Raw genomic sequence first — 15,391 nt, 5'->3', positions numbered from 1 at the left:
AAGCGGACCGGGTCGGTGAGGCCCCGGCGAGCGGTAGGGGAAAGGACCCCCGCTCACAGGGCCGTCCGTCGCGGGCACCTCTGGTCCGAGCAGTCGACCGTGTCCCGGAGGACCACTTCAGATGGCCAAGATCATCGCTTTTGATGAGGAAGCTCGCCGCGGCCTTGAGCGCGGCATGAACCAGCTTGCCGACGCCGTCAAGGTCACGCTCGGCCCCAAGGGCCGCAACGTCGTCCTTGAGAAGAAGTGGGGCGCCCCCACGATCACCAACGACGGTGTCTCCATCGCCAAGGAGATCGAGCTCGAGGACCCGTACGAGAAGATCGGCGCGGAGCTCGTCAAGGAGGTCGCCAAGAAGACCGACGACGTCGCGGGTGACGGCACCACCACCGCCACCGTGCTCGCCCAGGCGCTCGTCCGCGAGGGTCTGCGCAACGTCGCCGCCGGCGCCAACCCGATGGCCCTGAAGCGCGGCATCGAGAAGGCCGTCACGGCCGTCTCCGACCAGCTGCTCGCCCAGGCCAAGGACGTGGAGACCAAGGAGCAGATCGCCTCCACCGCCTCCATCTCGGCCGCCGACACCCAGATCGGCGAGCTCATCGCCGAGGCGATGGACAAGGTCGGCAAGGAAGGCGTCATCACCGTCGAGGAGAGCAACACCTTCGGCCTGGAGCTCGAGCTCACCGAGGGCATGCGCTTCGACAAGGGCTACATCTCCGCGTACTTCGCCACCGACCTGGAGCGCATGGAGACCAGCTTCGAGGACCCGTACATCCTCATCGCCAACTCCAAGATCTCCTCGGTCAAGGACCTCCTCCCGCTGCTCGAGAAGGTCATGCAGAGCGGCAAGCCGCTCGTCATCATCGCCGAGGACGTCGAGGGCGAGGCCCTGTCGACCCTGGTCGTGAACAAGATCCGCGGCACCTTCAAGTCCGTCGCCGTCAAGGCCCCGGGCTTCGGCGACCGCCGCAAGGCCATGCTCGGCGACATCGCCATCCTCACCGGCGGCACGGTCATCTCCGAGGAGGTCGGCCTCAAGCTGGAGAACGCGGGCCTCGACCTGCTGGGCACCGCCCGCAAGGTGGTCATCACCAAGGACGAGACCACCATCGTCGACGGTGGCGGCGACAGCGAGCAGGTCGCCGGTCGCGTGAACCAGATCCGCGCCGAGATCGAGAACAGCGACTCGGACTACGACCGCGAGAAGCTCCAGGAGCGCCTCGCCAAGCTGGCCGGCGGCGTGGCCGTCATCAAGGCCGGCGCGGCCACCGAGGTGGAGCTCAAGGAGCGCAAGCACCGCATCGAGGACGCCGTCCGCAACGCGAAGGCCGCCGTCGAGGAGGGCATCGTCGCCGGTGGTGGCGTCGCGCTGCTGCAGGCCGGTGTCGCCTTCGACAAGCTGGAGCTGGAGGGCGACGAGGCCACCGGTGCCAACATCGTCCGCGTGGCGCTCGAGGCCCCGATCAAGCAGATCGCGACCAACGCCGGCCTCGAGGGCGGCGTCGTGGTGGAGAAGGTGCGCAACCTCCCCGCCGGCCACGGCCTGAACGCCGCCAGCAACGAGTACGTCGACCTCATCGCCGCGGGCATCATCGACCCGGCCAAGGTCACCCGCTCCGCGCTGCAGAACGCCGCCTCCATCGCGGCGCTCTTCCTCACCACCGAGGCCGTCATCGCCGACAAGCCGGAGAAGGCCTCCGCGGCCGCCGGCGGCGGCATGCCGGGCGGTGACATGGACTTCTGATCCTCCCGAGGATCGGCAAGCCCGGAACGCTCCGCGAGGGCGGTCTCCCCACACGGGAGGCCGCCCTCGCGGCATTCCCCCCGCCACTCACTCCTCCGTGGGACGCTGGGCCCATGACCGGATGGGGCACCTCGGACGATCCGTACGGTGACGACCACGAGCGTCGAACGGGAGACAGGAGGTCGGCGGTGACTTCGATGTCGGTCGAGCCGGGGCGTCAGTGGGACTACCTGCTGAACACCTGGCTGGAGCTGGACGTCCCCGAGGGCTGGCGCGCGGAGATCGACGAGGGGGAGATCCGCTTGGTGCCGCCGCCCAACGTGGGCCACAACGTGATTGCCGGTGAGGTTCACCGGGCGCTGCTCGAATGCCTGCCGCGCGAGGTGGGCGTCTACCAGACCCTGGGGACGGAGATCGTTCCGCTGGAGAAGCTGTACGTGCCCGATCTGGTGGTGGTGGACAAGACACGCCTGGTGGCGCAGGAGGCGTCGATCGACGCGGCCGGCCTGCTGATGGCGGTGGAGATCACCTCGAAGCGCACCGCCCGGCTGGACCGCACGAAGAAGCTCTGGGCGTACGGCCACGCCCCCGTCCCGCTCTTCCTGCTGGTCGACCGGTTCGACGAGGAGGGGCCGACGGTCACCCTGTTCTCCGAGCCGGACCAGGGGCGGTACCAGCGGGGTGTCCGCACGCCGTTCGGGCAGCCGGTCGAGCTGCCCGAACCGTTCGCGATCGCGTTGGCGACGGAGGGCTTCCCGGCCGACAAGTGAGCTGCGGGAGAATGGGCGGATGGCCAGTCCTGAGATCGAAGCCGCCCTGCACGGCGCCCGTGCGCTGATCCTCGCCGACCTGACCGCCCGGGACGTGGCGGACGCGGCGGTGGTGTCCCTGGTGGAGGAGGCGGTGACGCACCGGCGGTGGTGGCTGGAGCAGTGGCCCGACGGCACCGGGTTCGTCCTCGGGCTGGTCGCCCAGGACGTCCAGGACGCCCTGCTGGAGGCGTACGGGCGCTGGCCGCTGTGCGCGGCCTGCGCCGCCGAGGACGACGACCCGCACGCACTGAGCGTGGAGCCGGAACTCGGCCCCGACCCGCGCTGGGTGTGCGGCAAGCGCGGCGTGGTGGTGGCTGCGGTCGGGGAGCTCTCGTGATCCTGGTGGACCCGCCGACCTGGCCCGGCCACGGCAGGTACTGGTCGCACCTGGTGAGCGACGTCAGCCTCGAAGAACTGCACGACTTCGCCGCGCGCCTCGGCGTGCCCGCGCGCGGGTTCGAGCGCGACCACTACGACATCCCGGCCGACCGGTACGAGCAGGCCGTCGCGCTCGGCGCCGAGCCGGTCGGCAGCAAGGAGCTGGTCGCCCGGCTCACCGCGGCCGGCCTGCGCCGCCGCAAGGTCAGCTCTCCAGGCTCCTGAGCTCCGCCGCGAGGTTGGCCCGGGCGGCGGCGTCGAACCGGGCCAGCGCCTCGGGCGTGCGGTAGAGCGCGGGCAGCTCCAGCAGCTGCCGCAGGATCGCCGCCCGCCCGGCCCGGAAGGCCTCCTCGGGGACGAAGGCGTACTCCTCGCGCACCGCCGCCGTGTAGGCCGCGTACCGCTCCGGGCCGGAGCCGAGGACCGCGAGGTCGGCGTCGCAGAGCACCTCGCCGTTCCGGTCGCCCGGCTCACAGCCGTGACCCGCCGTCAGCCGCACCAGCCGGGCCGTCTCGGCGACCAGGTCCTCGGCCAGCCCGGCCTCGCGCAGTGCCCGGACGGCCAGTCGGGCGCTGCGCTCCTCGTTCTCCGAGCGGTCCGGGCGGTAGACCGCGTCGTGGAACCAGGCGGCCAGCCGCACCGCGTCGGCGTCCTGCGCCCGCTCGGCCAGCGTGTCCACGTGGCCGAGGACGGCGGCCAGGTGCTCCACCGTGTGGTACTTGCGCTGCGGCTCCGACCAGCGGGTCAGCAGGTCCCGCCCGTACGGCTCCGGGTCCACCGCCGCCCCGCAGCGGCGCAGCAGTTCGTTCCAACGGTCGAGCAGCGCATCGGTCATGACGTCCATTCTGCTCCGGACCGGATTCGACGGTCCGCCGGACACCATATGTCGGTGACCGGTATATGTAGTCGACATGACGGAACGAAGCATGCAGGAGCCCACGTTGCTCCTGCTCACCGCGCTGGCGGACGCGCCGCGGCACGGCTACGCCCTGATCCAGGAGATCGACGCCATCTCCGGCGGCCGGGTCCGGATGCGCACCGGCACCCTCTACGGCGCCCTCGACCGGCTGCTCCAGCAGGGGCTGATCGAGGTCGACCGCGAGGAGGTGGTGGACGGCCGGGCCCGCCGCAGCTACGCGCTCACCGGTGCCGGCCGACAGGTGCTGGCCGCCGAGGCCGCGCGGCTGCGCGCCGTGGCGGCCGAGGCGGAGCGCCGGATGGCCGCCGCCGGTCCGAAGCCGAACCCGAGGGTCAGGGGGGCCTTCGCGTGACGACACGTCCGTTCACCGCCGCGATGCGGCTGTATCCCGCCGCCTACCGCACGGAGCGCGGCCCCGAACTCGCCGCCGTCTACGCGGACACCACGGCCGGCGCCGGGCGCCTCGCCGCCGCCCGCGAACTGGCCGGCATAGCCGGGTACGGACTGCGGCTGCGGACGGGGCTCACCTCGGCCGCGCCCGGCGGGCGTTTACTGGCCACCGCCGCACCGCTGGTCCTCGCGGCGGGGATCGGGACGGCCGTCCCCGACTTCCTGATGCTGGTGCTGGAGAACAGGTGGGGGGCGCCCGTGCCCGGCGACGACAGGTGGCTGTTCCTGCTCGTCGCCGTCGGCCAGCTCGCGGCCGCCGCCGCGGGCCTCGCCGGCCGGTGGGCCGCCGCCCGGCTCCTGGTGCTGCCGGTGGTCCTCGGCGTCGCCGGGCTGGCGTACCTGCGGATCGGCCACGTGCTGAGCCCGGCCTACCCCCGGTTCGACGCCGCCACGGTCGTGTGGCTGGGGGCGACCCTGCTGCCGCCGCTGATCTGGTCCGCCCTGCTGCTGGCCGCGCCGCCCGACCTGCTGCCCCGGCCGTCCGTGCGCCGCATGCTCGGTGCCGCGGTCCTCGCCGCCGCCTCTCTGGAGCTGTACTCCGAGTTCAGCCCGCTCCTGCACAGCGGACCGGAGGCGTTCCTGCTGCCGCCGCTGCTCTCCGCGGCGCTGATCGCGCTCGGCCTGGCGGCCGCCTACCGCGGCCGCGTCCTGCCGGTCGCCGTCGTCCTGGCGCTGGTGCCCGCGATGGCGGGCGAGACCCTCGGGCAGCTGTACGTGGTGTTCGGCAATCTGCGCTCGTCGGAGCTGGTGCTCGCCGCCGCCGCGGGCGTGGCCGCGTCCGTCGCCCTGCTGGTCCGCCGAGGCCGTTCCGCGGAGCTGCCGCCGGCCGTCGGCTGAGCGAACGGGGAGGGGGGCTCGCCCGGCGGGCCCCCCATGTGGCAGGGTACGCATATGTCTAGACCAATTGTCGAAGTCATCGCGCTGACCGCCCAGGACGCCCGGGCCGCCGAGTCCGGCGGCGCAGACCGGCTCGAGCTGGTCACCGACATGGCCGCGGACGGGCTCACCCCGTCGGTGGCCGACTTCGCCGGGATCCGGGCGGCGGTCTCCCTGCCGCTGCGCGTGATGCTGCGCATCCGCGACGGCTTCACCCCCGGTGACCTGGACGACCTGCTCGCCCGGACGTCAGCGCTGCGCGCCGAGGGGGCCGAGGAGTTCGTCTTCGGCTTCCTCGACCCGCAGGGCGAGGTCGACCTGGCCGCCACCGCGGCCGTCGCCGAGGCCGTGGCCGGCTGCCCGTGGACCTTCCACCGCGCACTCGACCACAGCGCCGACCGGGCGGGCGTACGGGCCGCGGTCTCCGCACTGCCGGGCCTGGACACCTTCCTCACCTCGGGCGCCCCGGCCGGTGTCGACGCCGGCCAGGGCGTCCTGGAGGGCGAGCTCGCCAAGGACGGCGAGCCCGGCTACACCCAGCGGATCCTGGTCGGCGGCGGCCTGCGGGCCGACCACGTGCCGGGCCTCAAGGCGGCCGGATTCGACGCCTTCCACATCGGCGGCGCCGCCCGGGTGGACGGCTGGACGACCCCGGTCGACCCGGCCAAGGTGGCCGCCTGGCGCACCCTGGCCGACGCCTGACGCCTGACGCCTGACGCCTGACGCCTGACGCCCGACGCCCGATGCCCAGTGCCGGGCGTCCGGCGCCCGCGCGGTCAGACCAGCCGGTCCGGCAGCGGTGCCGAGTGCAGCACCTGCAGTCCGGAGACCGCCCGGGTGAGCGCCACGTACAGCCGGCGCAGCCCCGTCCGCTCGTCGGGCTCGCCGGCCACCACCTCGGCGGGCTCGTCGAGCACCACGTAGTCGTACTCCAGACCCTTGGCCAGCGAGGCCGGCACCAGGGTCAGCCGGGCCTCCGCGGTGGTCTCCACACCCGGCTCGACGAACGGCAGGCCGGCCTCGGCCAGCGCCTCGGCGAACAGCGGGATCCGGGCGTCCGCGGCGATCAGGCCGGTCGAGCCCTCGTGTCCGAGCGCGGCCCGGCAGGCCGCCACCACCTCCGTGACGTGGTCGCCGGTCACCCGACGGACCGTCAGCGACCCGGGCGCCTCGCGGACCGAGGACGCCGGCGCCAGCCCCGGCGCGATGGCGGGCAGCAGCCGCGAGGCGTACGCGATGACCTCCTCCGGCACCCGGAAGCCCTGGGTGAGCTCCTCGATGTGCGCGTCCGACTTGCCGAGGTGGCGCAGCGCCTCCGGCCAGTCGGCGGTCGCCCACGGGGTGGTGCCCTGGGCGAGGTCGCCGAGGACGGTCGCCGAACCGGTCGAGCAGCGCCGGCCCACCGCGCGGTACTGCATCGGCGAGAGGTCCTGCGCCTCGTCGAGCACCACGTGGCCGAGCGAGGGGGTGCGCTGCACCAGGTCGGTGGCCTCGTCCACGAGCACCGCGTCGGCCGCCGACCAGCGGGCGGTCCTCGGCGAACGGGCGGGCTTCTCCCAGAGGATCGTCCGCTGCTCCTCCTCGGTCAGCAGGCCGTCCGCGCAGCGGGCGAGGAAGTCGGCGTCCGAGAGCAGCCGGTGCACCAGCTTCACCGGGTCGGCCGGCGGCCAGCAGGCCTTCACCACGGCCTTGACCGCGGTGTTGCGGGCCACCGCGTCCTGCACCCGGTCGTCCGGCGCCTCCCCGGACTGCTCCATCTTCACCAGGACGGCGTGCGCGATCCGCTGCGGCAGCGCCTCGGCGGCGGCCCCGTAGCGGATCTCCCGGCCCTGCAACTCCTCGATGATCCCGGTGAGTTCGTACGCCGGGACGCGCCAGCGCCGGGCGCCGCGGACGACCACGCACGGCTCGGTCGGCAGCGTGATGCCCGAGCGGACCGCCCGCTTCAGCACCTCCGCCATCCGCGCGTCGCCCTTCACCAGGGCGGCCGCGGCGGAGTCCTCGCCGCGCACCTCCACGTGCCCGACCAGCTGCTGCACGGTCGCCTGGGCGACGTCCAGCTCGCCGAGCGCGGGCAGCACCTGCTCGATGTACTGCAGGAAGGAGTTGTTCGGGCCGATCACCAGCGTGCCGGTGCGGGCGAGGCGCTCCCGGTGCGCGTACAGCAGGTAGGCGACACGGTGCAGGCCGACGGCGGTCTTGCCGGTGCCCGGGGCGCCCTGGACGCAGACCGTGCCCGAGACGTCGGCCCGGACGATCTCGTCCTGCTCCGGCTGGATGGTGGCGACGATGTCGCGCATCGGGCCGACGCGCGGCTTCTCGATCTCCGCCGCGAGCAGCGCCGAGCGGGTGTCGCCCTCGGCCGGGTCGGTGAGGTGCTCGTCCTCGTACGCCGTCAGTTCGCCCGCCGTGTAGCCGAACCGGCGGCGCCGCTCGACGTCCATCGGGTCCTTGCGGCTGGCGCGGTAGAACGGCTGCGAGACCGGCGCCCGCCAGTCGATCACCATCGGGTCGCCGTCGGCGTCGTGCACGTGCCGGCGGCCGATGTAGAACCGCTCGCCGGTGCCGCCCTCCGCGAGTTCCTCGCTGATCGCGTGCAGGTAGTCGAGGCGGCCGAAGAACAGCGGGGTGTGCGCCAGGTCGGCGAGTGCGGCGATCCGCTGCTGGATCTGGTTGTGCAGCACGGCGGCCGACACCCAGGTGCCGGTCACGTCGCGGAGGTCCAGCGACTCGACGTCCTCGCGCATGGCGCGCAGGGCGGCGCGCGAGGAGGCCAGGTGGTCCCGCTCGCGCTGCAGCGGATCGGTGCCGGCGGCAGCGGCGTCGGTGGTGGGGGAGTGCACGGCGAACCTTCCCGGCTGCCCCGCCCGCGCACGCAGGCGCGGGGGCAGCGGACTCATGGTGGTAGCTCACGGCAGAGGAACACCGGCCGGTTGCCGACCGGCCGGACCTCCCCCGGCTGCCGCACGACGGGGCACCACGGTTCGGGAGGGGGCAGACCGGCGATCATAGACCGCTCCCGGCGGCCGCACCAAACATTTCGCACACTTCCGGCCCAAGGCCGGTCTCAGGGTTGCCACCGTCGATCCTCGGGGTCGCCCTACGCCTGGAGGACGACGTCCAAGGCCCGCGGAAACGGACTTCGGGCCGATGCGCCCGAATGGCCGAAAACCTACGGTGGAAGCATGAGGAACAGAACACAGCACGCAGCAGACCGCCGCTCCGCCGACCGCCCCGACCAGGACGACCACCGCCACCGCGGCCCGGTGGCGAAGGCCGTCCGCAACGTCGGCATCATGCTCGACACCGCCGCCCGGGTGGTCTTCCTCGGCCGCGACGGCGTCTCCTACTGACCGCGCGCCCGACCCCGAGCCCGACCCTGAGCCAGCCCCCGAGCCCGACCCCGGCCGGGACCGCGGGCCCGAGCCCGGCCGCCGGCCGGGCCCGTACGCCTCAGACGTCGTCCGCGTCGACGATCCGGTACGCGTAGCCCTGTTCGGCCAGGAAGCGCTGCCGGTGCGCCGCGAAGTCCTGGTCCACGGTGTCCCGGGCGACGACCGAGTAGAAGTGCGCCATGTGCCCGTCCGCCTTGGGCCGCAGCACCCGGCCGAGCCGCTGCGCCTCCTCCTGGCGGGAGCCGAACGTCCCCGACACCTGGATGGCCACGGTGGCCTCCGGCAGGTCGATCGAGAAGTTCGCCACCTTGGAGACCACCAGCACGGAGATCTCCTTGTTCCGGAACGCTTCGAACAGCTTCTCGCGCTGCGCGTTGGTCGTCTCGCCCTTGATCACCGGCGCGCCGAGCACCTCGCCCAACTCGTCCAGCTGGTCGATGTACTGACCGATGATCAGCGTCTGGTCCTTCTCGTGCTTGCGGACCAGCGACTCCACCACCCGCCGCTTGGTCGCCGTGGTCGAGCAGAACCGGTACCGCTCCTCCGGCTCGGCGGTCGCGTACGTCAGCCGCTCCGAGTCGGAGAGCGTCACCCGCACCTCGACGCAGTCCGCGGGCGCGATGTAGCCCTGCGCCTCGATCTCCTTCCACGGCGCGTCGAAGCGCTTGGGGCCGATCAGCGAGAACACGTCGCCCTCGCGGCCGTCCTCGCGCACCAGCGTCGCCGTCAGGCCGAGGCGGCGGCGGGCCTGCAGGTCCGCGGTGAACTTGAACACCGGGGCCGGCAGCAGGTGCACCTCGTCGTACACCACCAGGCCCCAGTTGCGGGCGTCGAACAGCTCCAGGTGCGGGTAGACGCCCTTCCGGCGGGTGGTCATCACCTGGTACGTGGCGATGGTGACCGGCCGGATCTCCTTGCGGGTGCCGCTGTACTCGCCGATCTCGTCCTCGGTCAGCGAGGTGCGCTTCACCAGCTCGTGCTTCCACTGCCGGGCCGAGACGGTGTTGGTCACCAGGATCAGCGTGGTCGACTTGGCCTCCGCCATCGCCGCCGCGCCGACCAGCGTCTTGCCCGCGCCGCAGGGCAGCACCACCACGCCGCTGCCGCCGTGCCAGAAGCCCTCGACCGCCTGCTTCTGGTACGGGCGCAGCTGCCAGCCGTCCTCCTCCAGGTGGATCGGGTGGGCCTCGCCGTCCACGTAGCCGGCGTGGTCCTCGGCGGGCCAGCCGAGCTTCAGCAGCACCTGCTTGATCTGGCCGCGCTCCGAGGGGTGCACGACCACGGTGTCCGGGTCGAGCCGGGCGCCGACCAGCGGGGCGATCTTCTTGGAGCGGAGCACCTCCTCCAGCACCGGCCGGTCGGTGGTGGACAGGACGAGGCCGTGCACCGGGTGCTTCTGCAGCTGCAGCCGGCCGTAGCGGGCCATGGTGTCGGCGATGTCCACCAGCAGGGCGTGCGGCACCGGGTAGCGGGAGTGGCTGACCAGCGCGTCCACCACCTGCTCGGCGTCGTGACCGGCCGCCCGGGCGTTCCACAGGCCGAGCGGGGTCACCCGGTAGGTGTGCACGTGCTCCGGGGCGCGCTCCAGCTCGGCGAACGGGGCGATGACGCGCCGGCAGTCCGCCGCCCTCGGGTGGTCGATCTCCAGCAGAAGCGTCTTGTCGCTCTGGACGATGAGCGGTCCGTCGTTCACGCGGGCAACCCTCCGTGTGGTCGTGTCGCAGACTTTCCAGTGTCCCGCACCCGGGCGGTGCCGGGTGACCGGGCGGTCGCAGCCTCGTTGGTCAGGGCATGAACAAGCCGAACCGCCTCCTCGCCGGCCTCGCCCTCTCCGGCGCGGCCTTCGCCACCGTCCTCGGCGCGAGCCCCGCGCAGGCCGCCGAGCCCGGCCTCGACCAGGTCGCCGACATGGGCCAGCCCGGCGGCCTGCTGGGCGCCACCGCGTTCACCGCGACCGGACTGCTGACCGGGGTGCAGCCCAAGATCCCCGACCCGCAGTCCTTCGTGGAGCAGGCCAAGCAGCAGAAGGCCGAGCAGGACGCCAAGGCCGCCCAGGGCCACTGACCCGGGCCGTCAGGCCTGGTCGTCGACCTCGGCCACCCCGGTGATCCGGTGCAGGGCGAAGGTCCGCACCTCGTCCGCGTGGTGGTCGTACGCGGTGACGAAGCCGCCCTCCACCTTCACCGGGTCGACCACCCGCTGGGAGGCGATGCCCTCGGCGTTGATGTAGCCGATCCACATCCGCTCGCCGAGCAGCACCGCGGTCTGCAGCGCGGCCAGCGTGTCGGCGGCCGCGGTGCGCGGCAGCTGCCGCAGGTCGGTGCGGGCCGGACCGGACTGCGGCAGGAGCGCGGCCGGTCCGGCCACCGTCTCCCGGCGGACGGCGGTGGCCGCCCGGTCGCCGGCCCTGATCGCCTTCACCGCCGCGCCGAGCAGCGCGTCGTCGGGGCGCGGCGGCCCGTCCGGAACCGGCACGGGCGCACTGCGCGGCGGGGTCCGCCGGCTGTCCGGACGGGAGATCAGCACATCGCCCTCGGCCGATTCCGCGGCCGGCGCGTAGCCCATCCCCCGGAGCACCGCGAGCAGCGTGTCCGGCGGCGCCTGCGCGGCCAGCACCGTCGGCGCCAGCAGCCGCAGCCGCAGCTCCGCGGCGCGGCGGTCCGCCAGCACCTCGTTCAGCAGCTGGGGGTCGTCGCAGCGCAGGTACGAGGAGGCCGCCCCGACCCGCAGCACGCCGTGCCGCCGGGCCACGTCGTCGATCAGGTAGTCGAGCGGCTGCGGCACCGGGGTCCGCGAGTGCTGCGCGAGGAAGGCGTGCAGGTCGGACGCCGTCCGGCCGGCGTCCAGCGCCCGTCGCACGGACTCCGAGGTGAACCGGTACACCGTCGCCCCGCCCTTGGACTCGATGTCCGCGCAGAGCGCCAGCGCCTGGGAGAGCGGGGTGAGCAGCGGCCCGGGCGCGATCGCCGTCAGATCGGGCTGCAGGATCACGTGGTCCAGCGGCTTCGGCAGCAGCGGGTCCAGCACGGCCGCCGGGTCGCCGTCCGCCAGCAGCGCCCGGGCGGCCGCGCACAGCGCGCCGCGGCCGGTGATGCCGAGCAGCTCGGCCTCCTGCAGCGTCCAGTCGGTGAGGTGCTCGCGCAGGTCGCGGCCGTCCGGCCCGGTGGCGCCGCCGCGCAGCGGGCGCTGCCAGCGCAGCGCCGGCAGCAGCCGCTCGGCCCCGGCCGTGCCGCCCGGCGGCAGTTCGGCCAGCAGCTCCAGCACGGCCCGGCGGACGGACGGCGCCAGGGTGCGGTCGAGCTCCGGGCCGAGGGCCGCCCGCGGCCTGCCCTTGGCGTCCGGGCTGCCGGTCAGCCCGGCCACCCGGGTGGCGGCCGTCCAGCCCCGGACGAGCACCTCCCACCGCTCGGCGACCGAGTCCTGCAGCCAGCCGTCGTACGCCGGGGTGGGCGCCCAGTGCTCGTCCGCCTCGCCGTCGGGGGCGAGCAGTCCGGCGCCGTAGGCGAGTTCCAGCCAGAACGCGGCGACCTGCTCCGAGCAGTCCAGGGCGATCGCGGTCCGCTTGAGGTCGCGGACACCGAGCCCGCCGGCCCGCAGGGTGGGCGGCGGCTGCAGCCCCCAGCCCTCCAGCAGCTCCTCGACGGTCCGCACCGCGGTGTACGCCTGCCCGGCCGCGGTCGCCTCCACCGTGGCCGGGTCCCGGTCGGCGGCGGACTCCACGACCGGCGGCGCCGACTCCACCGCGCGGTGGCTGCGCCCGCCGCGCAGGTGCAGGGCGAGCTCGCGGGGCAGCACTACCGAGCCGGGGCCGGAGGGCAGCAGCATGCCGCGGGCGAGCAGCCACTCCAGCGGGGTGTGCGCCTGTTCGGCGGTGACCGGGCGGGCCGCGTCCGGCAGGGTGCCGGTCGGCGGGCCCCAGACCAGCCGGTCCAGCAGGGCGAGCGCGGGCGGCGGCGCCTGCTCCAGCAGCGCCGCGCAGCGCTTGCGGTCGGCGAACAGCCCGGCCAGGGCGGCCACCGCGGTCACCGGGTCGGGCGTGGCCGGCAGCCCGGCTCCGGCCAGCAGCTCCTGCAGCCGGGCCGGCGACATGCCGACGGTGGCCTCCGACACCGTCGGGCCGAGCCCCGTCCGGCCCGGGTTGGCCGCGCTCGGTGCCAGGGCCTCCCGGACGGCCAGCACCAGGCGCAGCGCCGAGTCGGGCCCCCACAGCAGTGCCCGGGCCCGGAGCGTCTCCAGTGCTCCGGGCAGGGCGGCGGTGACGGCGGCGCGGTCCACCGGCTCGGCGCCGGGGTGCGGCTTCACCCGGGCCGGGCCGGCCAGCAGGTTGCGGACGACGGTGTCGCCGGTGGCGTCCGGTGCGGCGGCGAGCGCCTCGGCGACCTGCAGGGTGAACCGGTCGAGGCGTTCCAGCGCGCGCAGCGCCGAGGCCCGGCTGGAGAGCCGCGCGGAGAGCTGGGTCAGGTCCCCGGGCACCGGGTTCAGCAGGTCGGGCCGTGCGCGCAGCAGCCCGGAGAGGGCCTCGTCGCTGCTGGCGCGGAGCTCCTCGGCGAGCGTGCGGGGTGCGGCGGCGGCCCGGGCGCGGGACGGTCCGCTCTGCTGGGTGGTCATCCGACCCAGACTAGTCCGCCCTCCTCACCCGGGCCCAGTGCCGAACGGCGCCCGGTCCGGGGAGGGCCGGAGCATGACGGCGGCCGGCCGGTGTCCGGCGACGGCGGCGCCTCTCGCCCGCGCGGCCCGCCAGTCGGTACCGTCAGCGGTGGGCGGGCCGGTGAGCGAGTGGGGTGCGGGACATGGCGGACGTCGGGGCGGACGGCGGGACGGGCGGAACGGCGGACGGCGCCGGACGGGGCGGCGGGGGCGGCCGCCGGGCCGGCGGCGAATGGTGGCGGTCCGAGCAGCCGTGGCGGGTGATCGGCCCGCCGCGTCCGGCCGCCGACGACACCCCGGCCGCGACCGCCGGCCCGGCCGACGAGCAGAGCGTCTACGCCGCCGACGGCACGCCCGCCGCGGAGCCGCCGCGGGCCGCACCGGCCGGCCCCGCGGACGGCCTGCTGCCCGGCGGCCCCGGCGGCGGGCTCAACCTCCCCGGCTGGGAGGTGGTGCAGTACCCGGACGGCGTCGACCTGCTCGGCCATCGGACGGCCGACCTCCCCGCCCCGCGCGCCGAGGCCGAGGCCGCGGCGGCGGCCGCCGCCCCGGCACCGGAGGCGCCCGCCGCCCCGGCCCGGGTCAAGCTCCGCAAGGGCCGCGGCCGCAAGGACGCCGGGGACGCCGGGGGAGGCGGAGGCACGGACCCCGCCGCCGGCGCCGCCCCGAAGGCGGACCCGGCCGGGAAGGACGGCCTGCTCGCCGGCCGCCGCCCCTCCCCGCTGCTGCTGTTCGCCGCGGCCGCCCTGCTGGCCGGCGCCGCGACCGGGCAGCTGCTGGCGATGCTGCTCGGCTGGGGCGCCGCCTACCTCTCCCGGCAGTTCTCCGACCTCGTCCGCAAGACCGTGGTGCTCGGCATCCCGCTGGCCACCATGTTCGGCTCCGCGGTCTGGTACTGGGGCCGTACCAAGGGCCGCTGGGGGCAGCCGCTCGCCGAGGGCGCGGCGATGAACCACGCGGTCTGGACGGCCGCCCCCGACGTGCTCCGGGCCGCCGCCGTGATCACCGCGGCCGCCCTCCTCGTGGTGACGCTGCGCCGCCGCAAGGCGGCCGGCTGACCGGCCGCCGCGGCGCTCAGCCGCCGAGGAAGCGCTGCAGCTCGCCGAGCACCAGGTTGGCCCCGGTGTAGCCGACGCCCTGGAACCACAGCCCGTCCTCCACCGGGAAGGCCCGGTGCGCCCGGACGGCGCCCAGCGCGAGCCAGGCCGGGCTGCGCAGCACCGCCGCCGTCCCGGCCCGGTCCCGGTCGCCGTAGGTGGCGTAGAAGAGGAAGTCGGCGTCGGCGCGGGCGAGCTGGTCGAGCGGTAGGTCGATCTCGTCCTGGTCGGTGTTCTGCGCGTCGGGGCGCCCGAGGCCGACGTCGGCGAGGACGCTGCCGAGCCAGCTCTGCCGCCCGCAGGTGCGGATGCCCGGCGGCGGGCCCTCGACGAAGCGCAGCACGCTGATCCGGCGGCCGCCCGACCCGGCGTCCCGGATCGCCTTGGTGGCGCGCTCGGTGTGCCGGCGGTACTCGGCGGTGACGGCGGCGGCCTGCTCCTGGCGGCCCAGCGTCTGGGCGTGCAGCTGGAAGTTGTCCTTCCAGGGCGGGCCGGGCGCGCGGCTGAACACGGTCGGGGCGATCCGCTGCAGCTCGGCCAGCCGGGCGCCGTCCCGGGCCTGGCTGCCGAGGACGACCTGCGGCTCGACCGCGCGGATCCGCTCCGGGTCGGGGCTGCCGGTGTCGCCGACGTAGGCGATGCCGCCGAGGCGGGAGGCCGGCCAGTAGTCCGGCAGGCCCTGGTCGAGCGCTGAGCGGGTGGCGCCGACCGGGGTGATGCCGAGGGTCATCGCCGAGTCCAGCTCGGGGGTGCCGAGCACCACCACGCGGATCGGGCCGCCCGGTACGGTGACCGGCCCGGTCGCGGTGGTCACCGTGGTGCTCGGGGTGGGCCGCGGGACGGGGCTGCCGGTCGCCGAGCCCTCGGCGCCGGACGCGGCGGGGGCGGCACCGCGGACGGCGGGCCGGGTGCACCCGGCCACGGCGGTGCCGACGCTCGCGGCGATCGCGGTCAGGACCGCCCGGCGGGTCGGCCGGTGGGGCATCGGGACCTCCCGGAGGTCGGGCATGTGCGTCCGATTATGAACGGAATGCCCGATCCTTCTGAGGAGCCGTCACCCAGTCGCGGCCGGG

The 15,391-nt window shown here is 74.9% G+C and carries 15 protein-coding genes; 10 read left to right on the top strand and 5 right to left on the bottom strand.

Going from position 1 to position 15,391, the window contains the following annotated elements; genetic code table 11:
* Positions 1-121: 121 nt before the first annotated feature.
* The 4 genes from groL (at position 122) to AB0442_RS09275 (ending at position 3,159) form a co-directional block, all read left to right on the top strand.
* Entirely contained in the window at positions 122-1,744 is a 1,623-nt protein-coding gene (groL, locus tag AB0442_RS09290; protein WP_363540807.1) for a chaperonin GroEL, read from the top strand.
* A 197-nt stretch (positions 1,745-1,941) separates the two neighbouring features.
* Positions 1,942-2,514 (top strand): Uma2 family endonuclease, encoded by a 573-nt coding sequence (locus AB0442_RS09285; protein WP_366161792.1) that lies wholly within the window; start codon positions 1,942-1,944, stop codon positions 2,512-2,514.
* Positions 2,515-2,533: 19 nt separating this feature from the next.
* Positions 2,534-2,893, top strand: coding sequence for a hypothetical protein (locus AB0442_RS09280; RefSeq protein WP_366161764.1), 360 nt, complete (start codon positions 2,534-2,536; stop codon positions 2,891-2,893).
* Positions 2,890-3,159 carry a DUF4031 domain-containing protein gene (locus tag AB0442_RS09275; protein ID WP_363540809.1) on the top strand — a complete coding sequence of 90 codons (270 nt, stop codon included), beginning with the start codon at positions 2,890-2,892 and terminating at the stop codon, positions 3,157-3,159. Before AB0442_RS09280 ends, AB0442_RS09275 begins: the two co-directional genes overlap by 4 nt.
* On the opposite strand, the gene AB0442_RS09270 is transcribed toward AB0442_RS09275, so the two are convergent.
* Positions 3,140-3,769, bottom strand: coding sequence for a hypothetical protein (locus AB0442_RS09270; protein ID WP_363540810.1), 630 nt, complete (start codon positions 3,767-3,769; stop codon positions 3,140-3,142). The genes AB0442_RS09275 and AB0442_RS09270 overlap by 20 nt on opposite strands.
* A gap of 76 nt (positions 3,770-3,845) precedes the next feature.
* On the opposite strand from AB0442_RS09270, the gene AB0442_RS09265 reads away from it, so the two are divergent.
* From AB0442_RS09265 to AB0442_RS09255, 3 genes are read left to right on the top strand one after another with little or no spacing between them, the layout of a single operon-like run.
* Positions 3,846-4,205 carry a PadR family transcriptional regulator gene (locus AB0442_RS09265; protein ID WP_366161762.1) on the top strand — a complete coding sequence of 120 codons (360 nt, stop codon included), beginning with the start codon at positions 3,846-3,848 and terminating at the stop codon, positions 4,203-4,205.
* Positions 4,202-5,140: a hypothetical protein gene (locus AB0442_RS09260; RefSeq protein ID WP_366161761.1), complete on the top strand. Its 939-nt coding sequence runs from the start codon at positions 4,202-4,204 to the stop codon at positions 5,138-5,140. The genes AB0442_RS09265 and AB0442_RS09260 overlap by 4 nt, the downstream gene beginning before the upstream one ends.
* A gap of 54 nt (positions 5,141-5,194) precedes the next feature.
* On the top strand, positions 5,195-5,881 hold the full coding sequence (locus tag AB0442_RS09255) for a copper homeostasis protein CutC (protein WP_363540813.1): 687 nt from the start codon (positions 5,195-5,197) through the stop codon (positions 5,879-5,881).
* Between the two features lie 74 nt (positions 5,882-5,955).
* On the opposite strand, the gene AB0442_RS09250 is transcribed toward AB0442_RS09255, so the two are convergent.
* On the bottom strand, positions 5,956-8,022 hold the full coding sequence (locus AB0442_RS09250; protein ID WP_366161759.1) for an AAA family ATPase: 2,067 nt from the start codon (positions 8,020-8,022) through the stop codon (positions 5,956-5,958).
* A 342-nt stretch (positions 8,023-8,364) separates the two neighbouring features.
* Here AB0442_RS09250 and AB0442_RS09245 point away from each other — a divergent pair, with 342 nt between their 5' ends.
* Positions 8,365-8,532 carry a hypothetical protein gene (locus AB0442_RS09245; RefSeq protein ID WP_344622538.1) on the top strand — a complete coding sequence of 56 codons (168 nt, stop codon included), beginning with the start codon at positions 8,365-8,367 and terminating at the stop codon, positions 8,530-8,532.
* 100 nt (positions 8,533-8,632) lie between these two features.
* Here the strand turns inward: AB0442_RS09245 and AB0442_RS09240 are convergent, their stop codons facing one another.
* Positions 8,633-10,267, bottom strand: a complete 1,635-nt coding sequence (locus AB0442_RS09240) for a DNA repair helicase XPB (protein ID WP_366161757.1) — start codon at positions 10,265-10,267, stop codon at positions 8,633-8,635.
* 98 nt (positions 10,268-10,365) lie between these two features.
* Between AB0442_RS09240 and AB0442_RS09235 the strand changes: the two genes are divergently transcribed.
* The gene (locus AB0442_RS09235) at positions 10,366-10,638 is read left to right on the top strand and encodes a hypothetical protein (protein WP_030268854.1); all 273 of its coding nucleotides are present in this window, start codon (positions 10,366-10,368) and stop codon (positions 10,636-10,638) included.
* A gap of 9 nt (positions 10,639-10,647) precedes the next feature.
* Here the strand turns inward: AB0442_RS09235 and AB0442_RS09230 are convergent, their stop codons facing one another.
* Positions 10,648-13,182, bottom strand: a complete 2,535-nt coding sequence (locus AB0442_RS09230) for a helicase C-terminal domain-containing protein (protein WP_366161756.1) — start codon at positions 13,180-13,182, stop codon at positions 10,648-10,650.
* A gap of 182 nt (positions 13,183-13,364) precedes the next feature.
* Between AB0442_RS09230 and AB0442_RS09225 the strand changes: the two genes are divergently transcribed.
* Positions 13,365-14,279 carry a hypothetical protein gene (locus AB0442_RS09225; protein ID WP_366161755.1) on the top strand — a complete coding sequence of 305 codons (915 nt, stop codon included), beginning with the start codon at positions 13,365-13,367 and terminating at the stop codon, positions 14,277-14,279.
* A gap of 16 nt (positions 14,280-14,295) precedes the next feature.
* On the opposite strand, the gene AB0442_RS09220 is transcribed toward AB0442_RS09225, so the two are convergent.
* Positions 14,296-15,327, bottom strand: a complete 1,032-nt coding sequence (locus AB0442_RS09220) for an iron-siderophore ABC transporter substrate-binding protein (protein ID WP_366161754.1) — start codon at positions 15,325-15,327, stop codon at positions 14,296-14,298.
* Positions 15,328-15,391 lie beyond the last annotated feature (64 nt).

This window comes from Kitasatospora sp. NPDC085895 (assembly GCF_040702125.1).
GTDB lineage: Bacteria > Actinomycetota > Actinomycetes > Streptomycetales > Streptomycetaceae > Kitasatospora > Kitasatospora arboriphila.
Note: the sequence above shows the minus strand (reverse complement) of the source record. Positions and strands in the feature narration are given on the sequence as shown.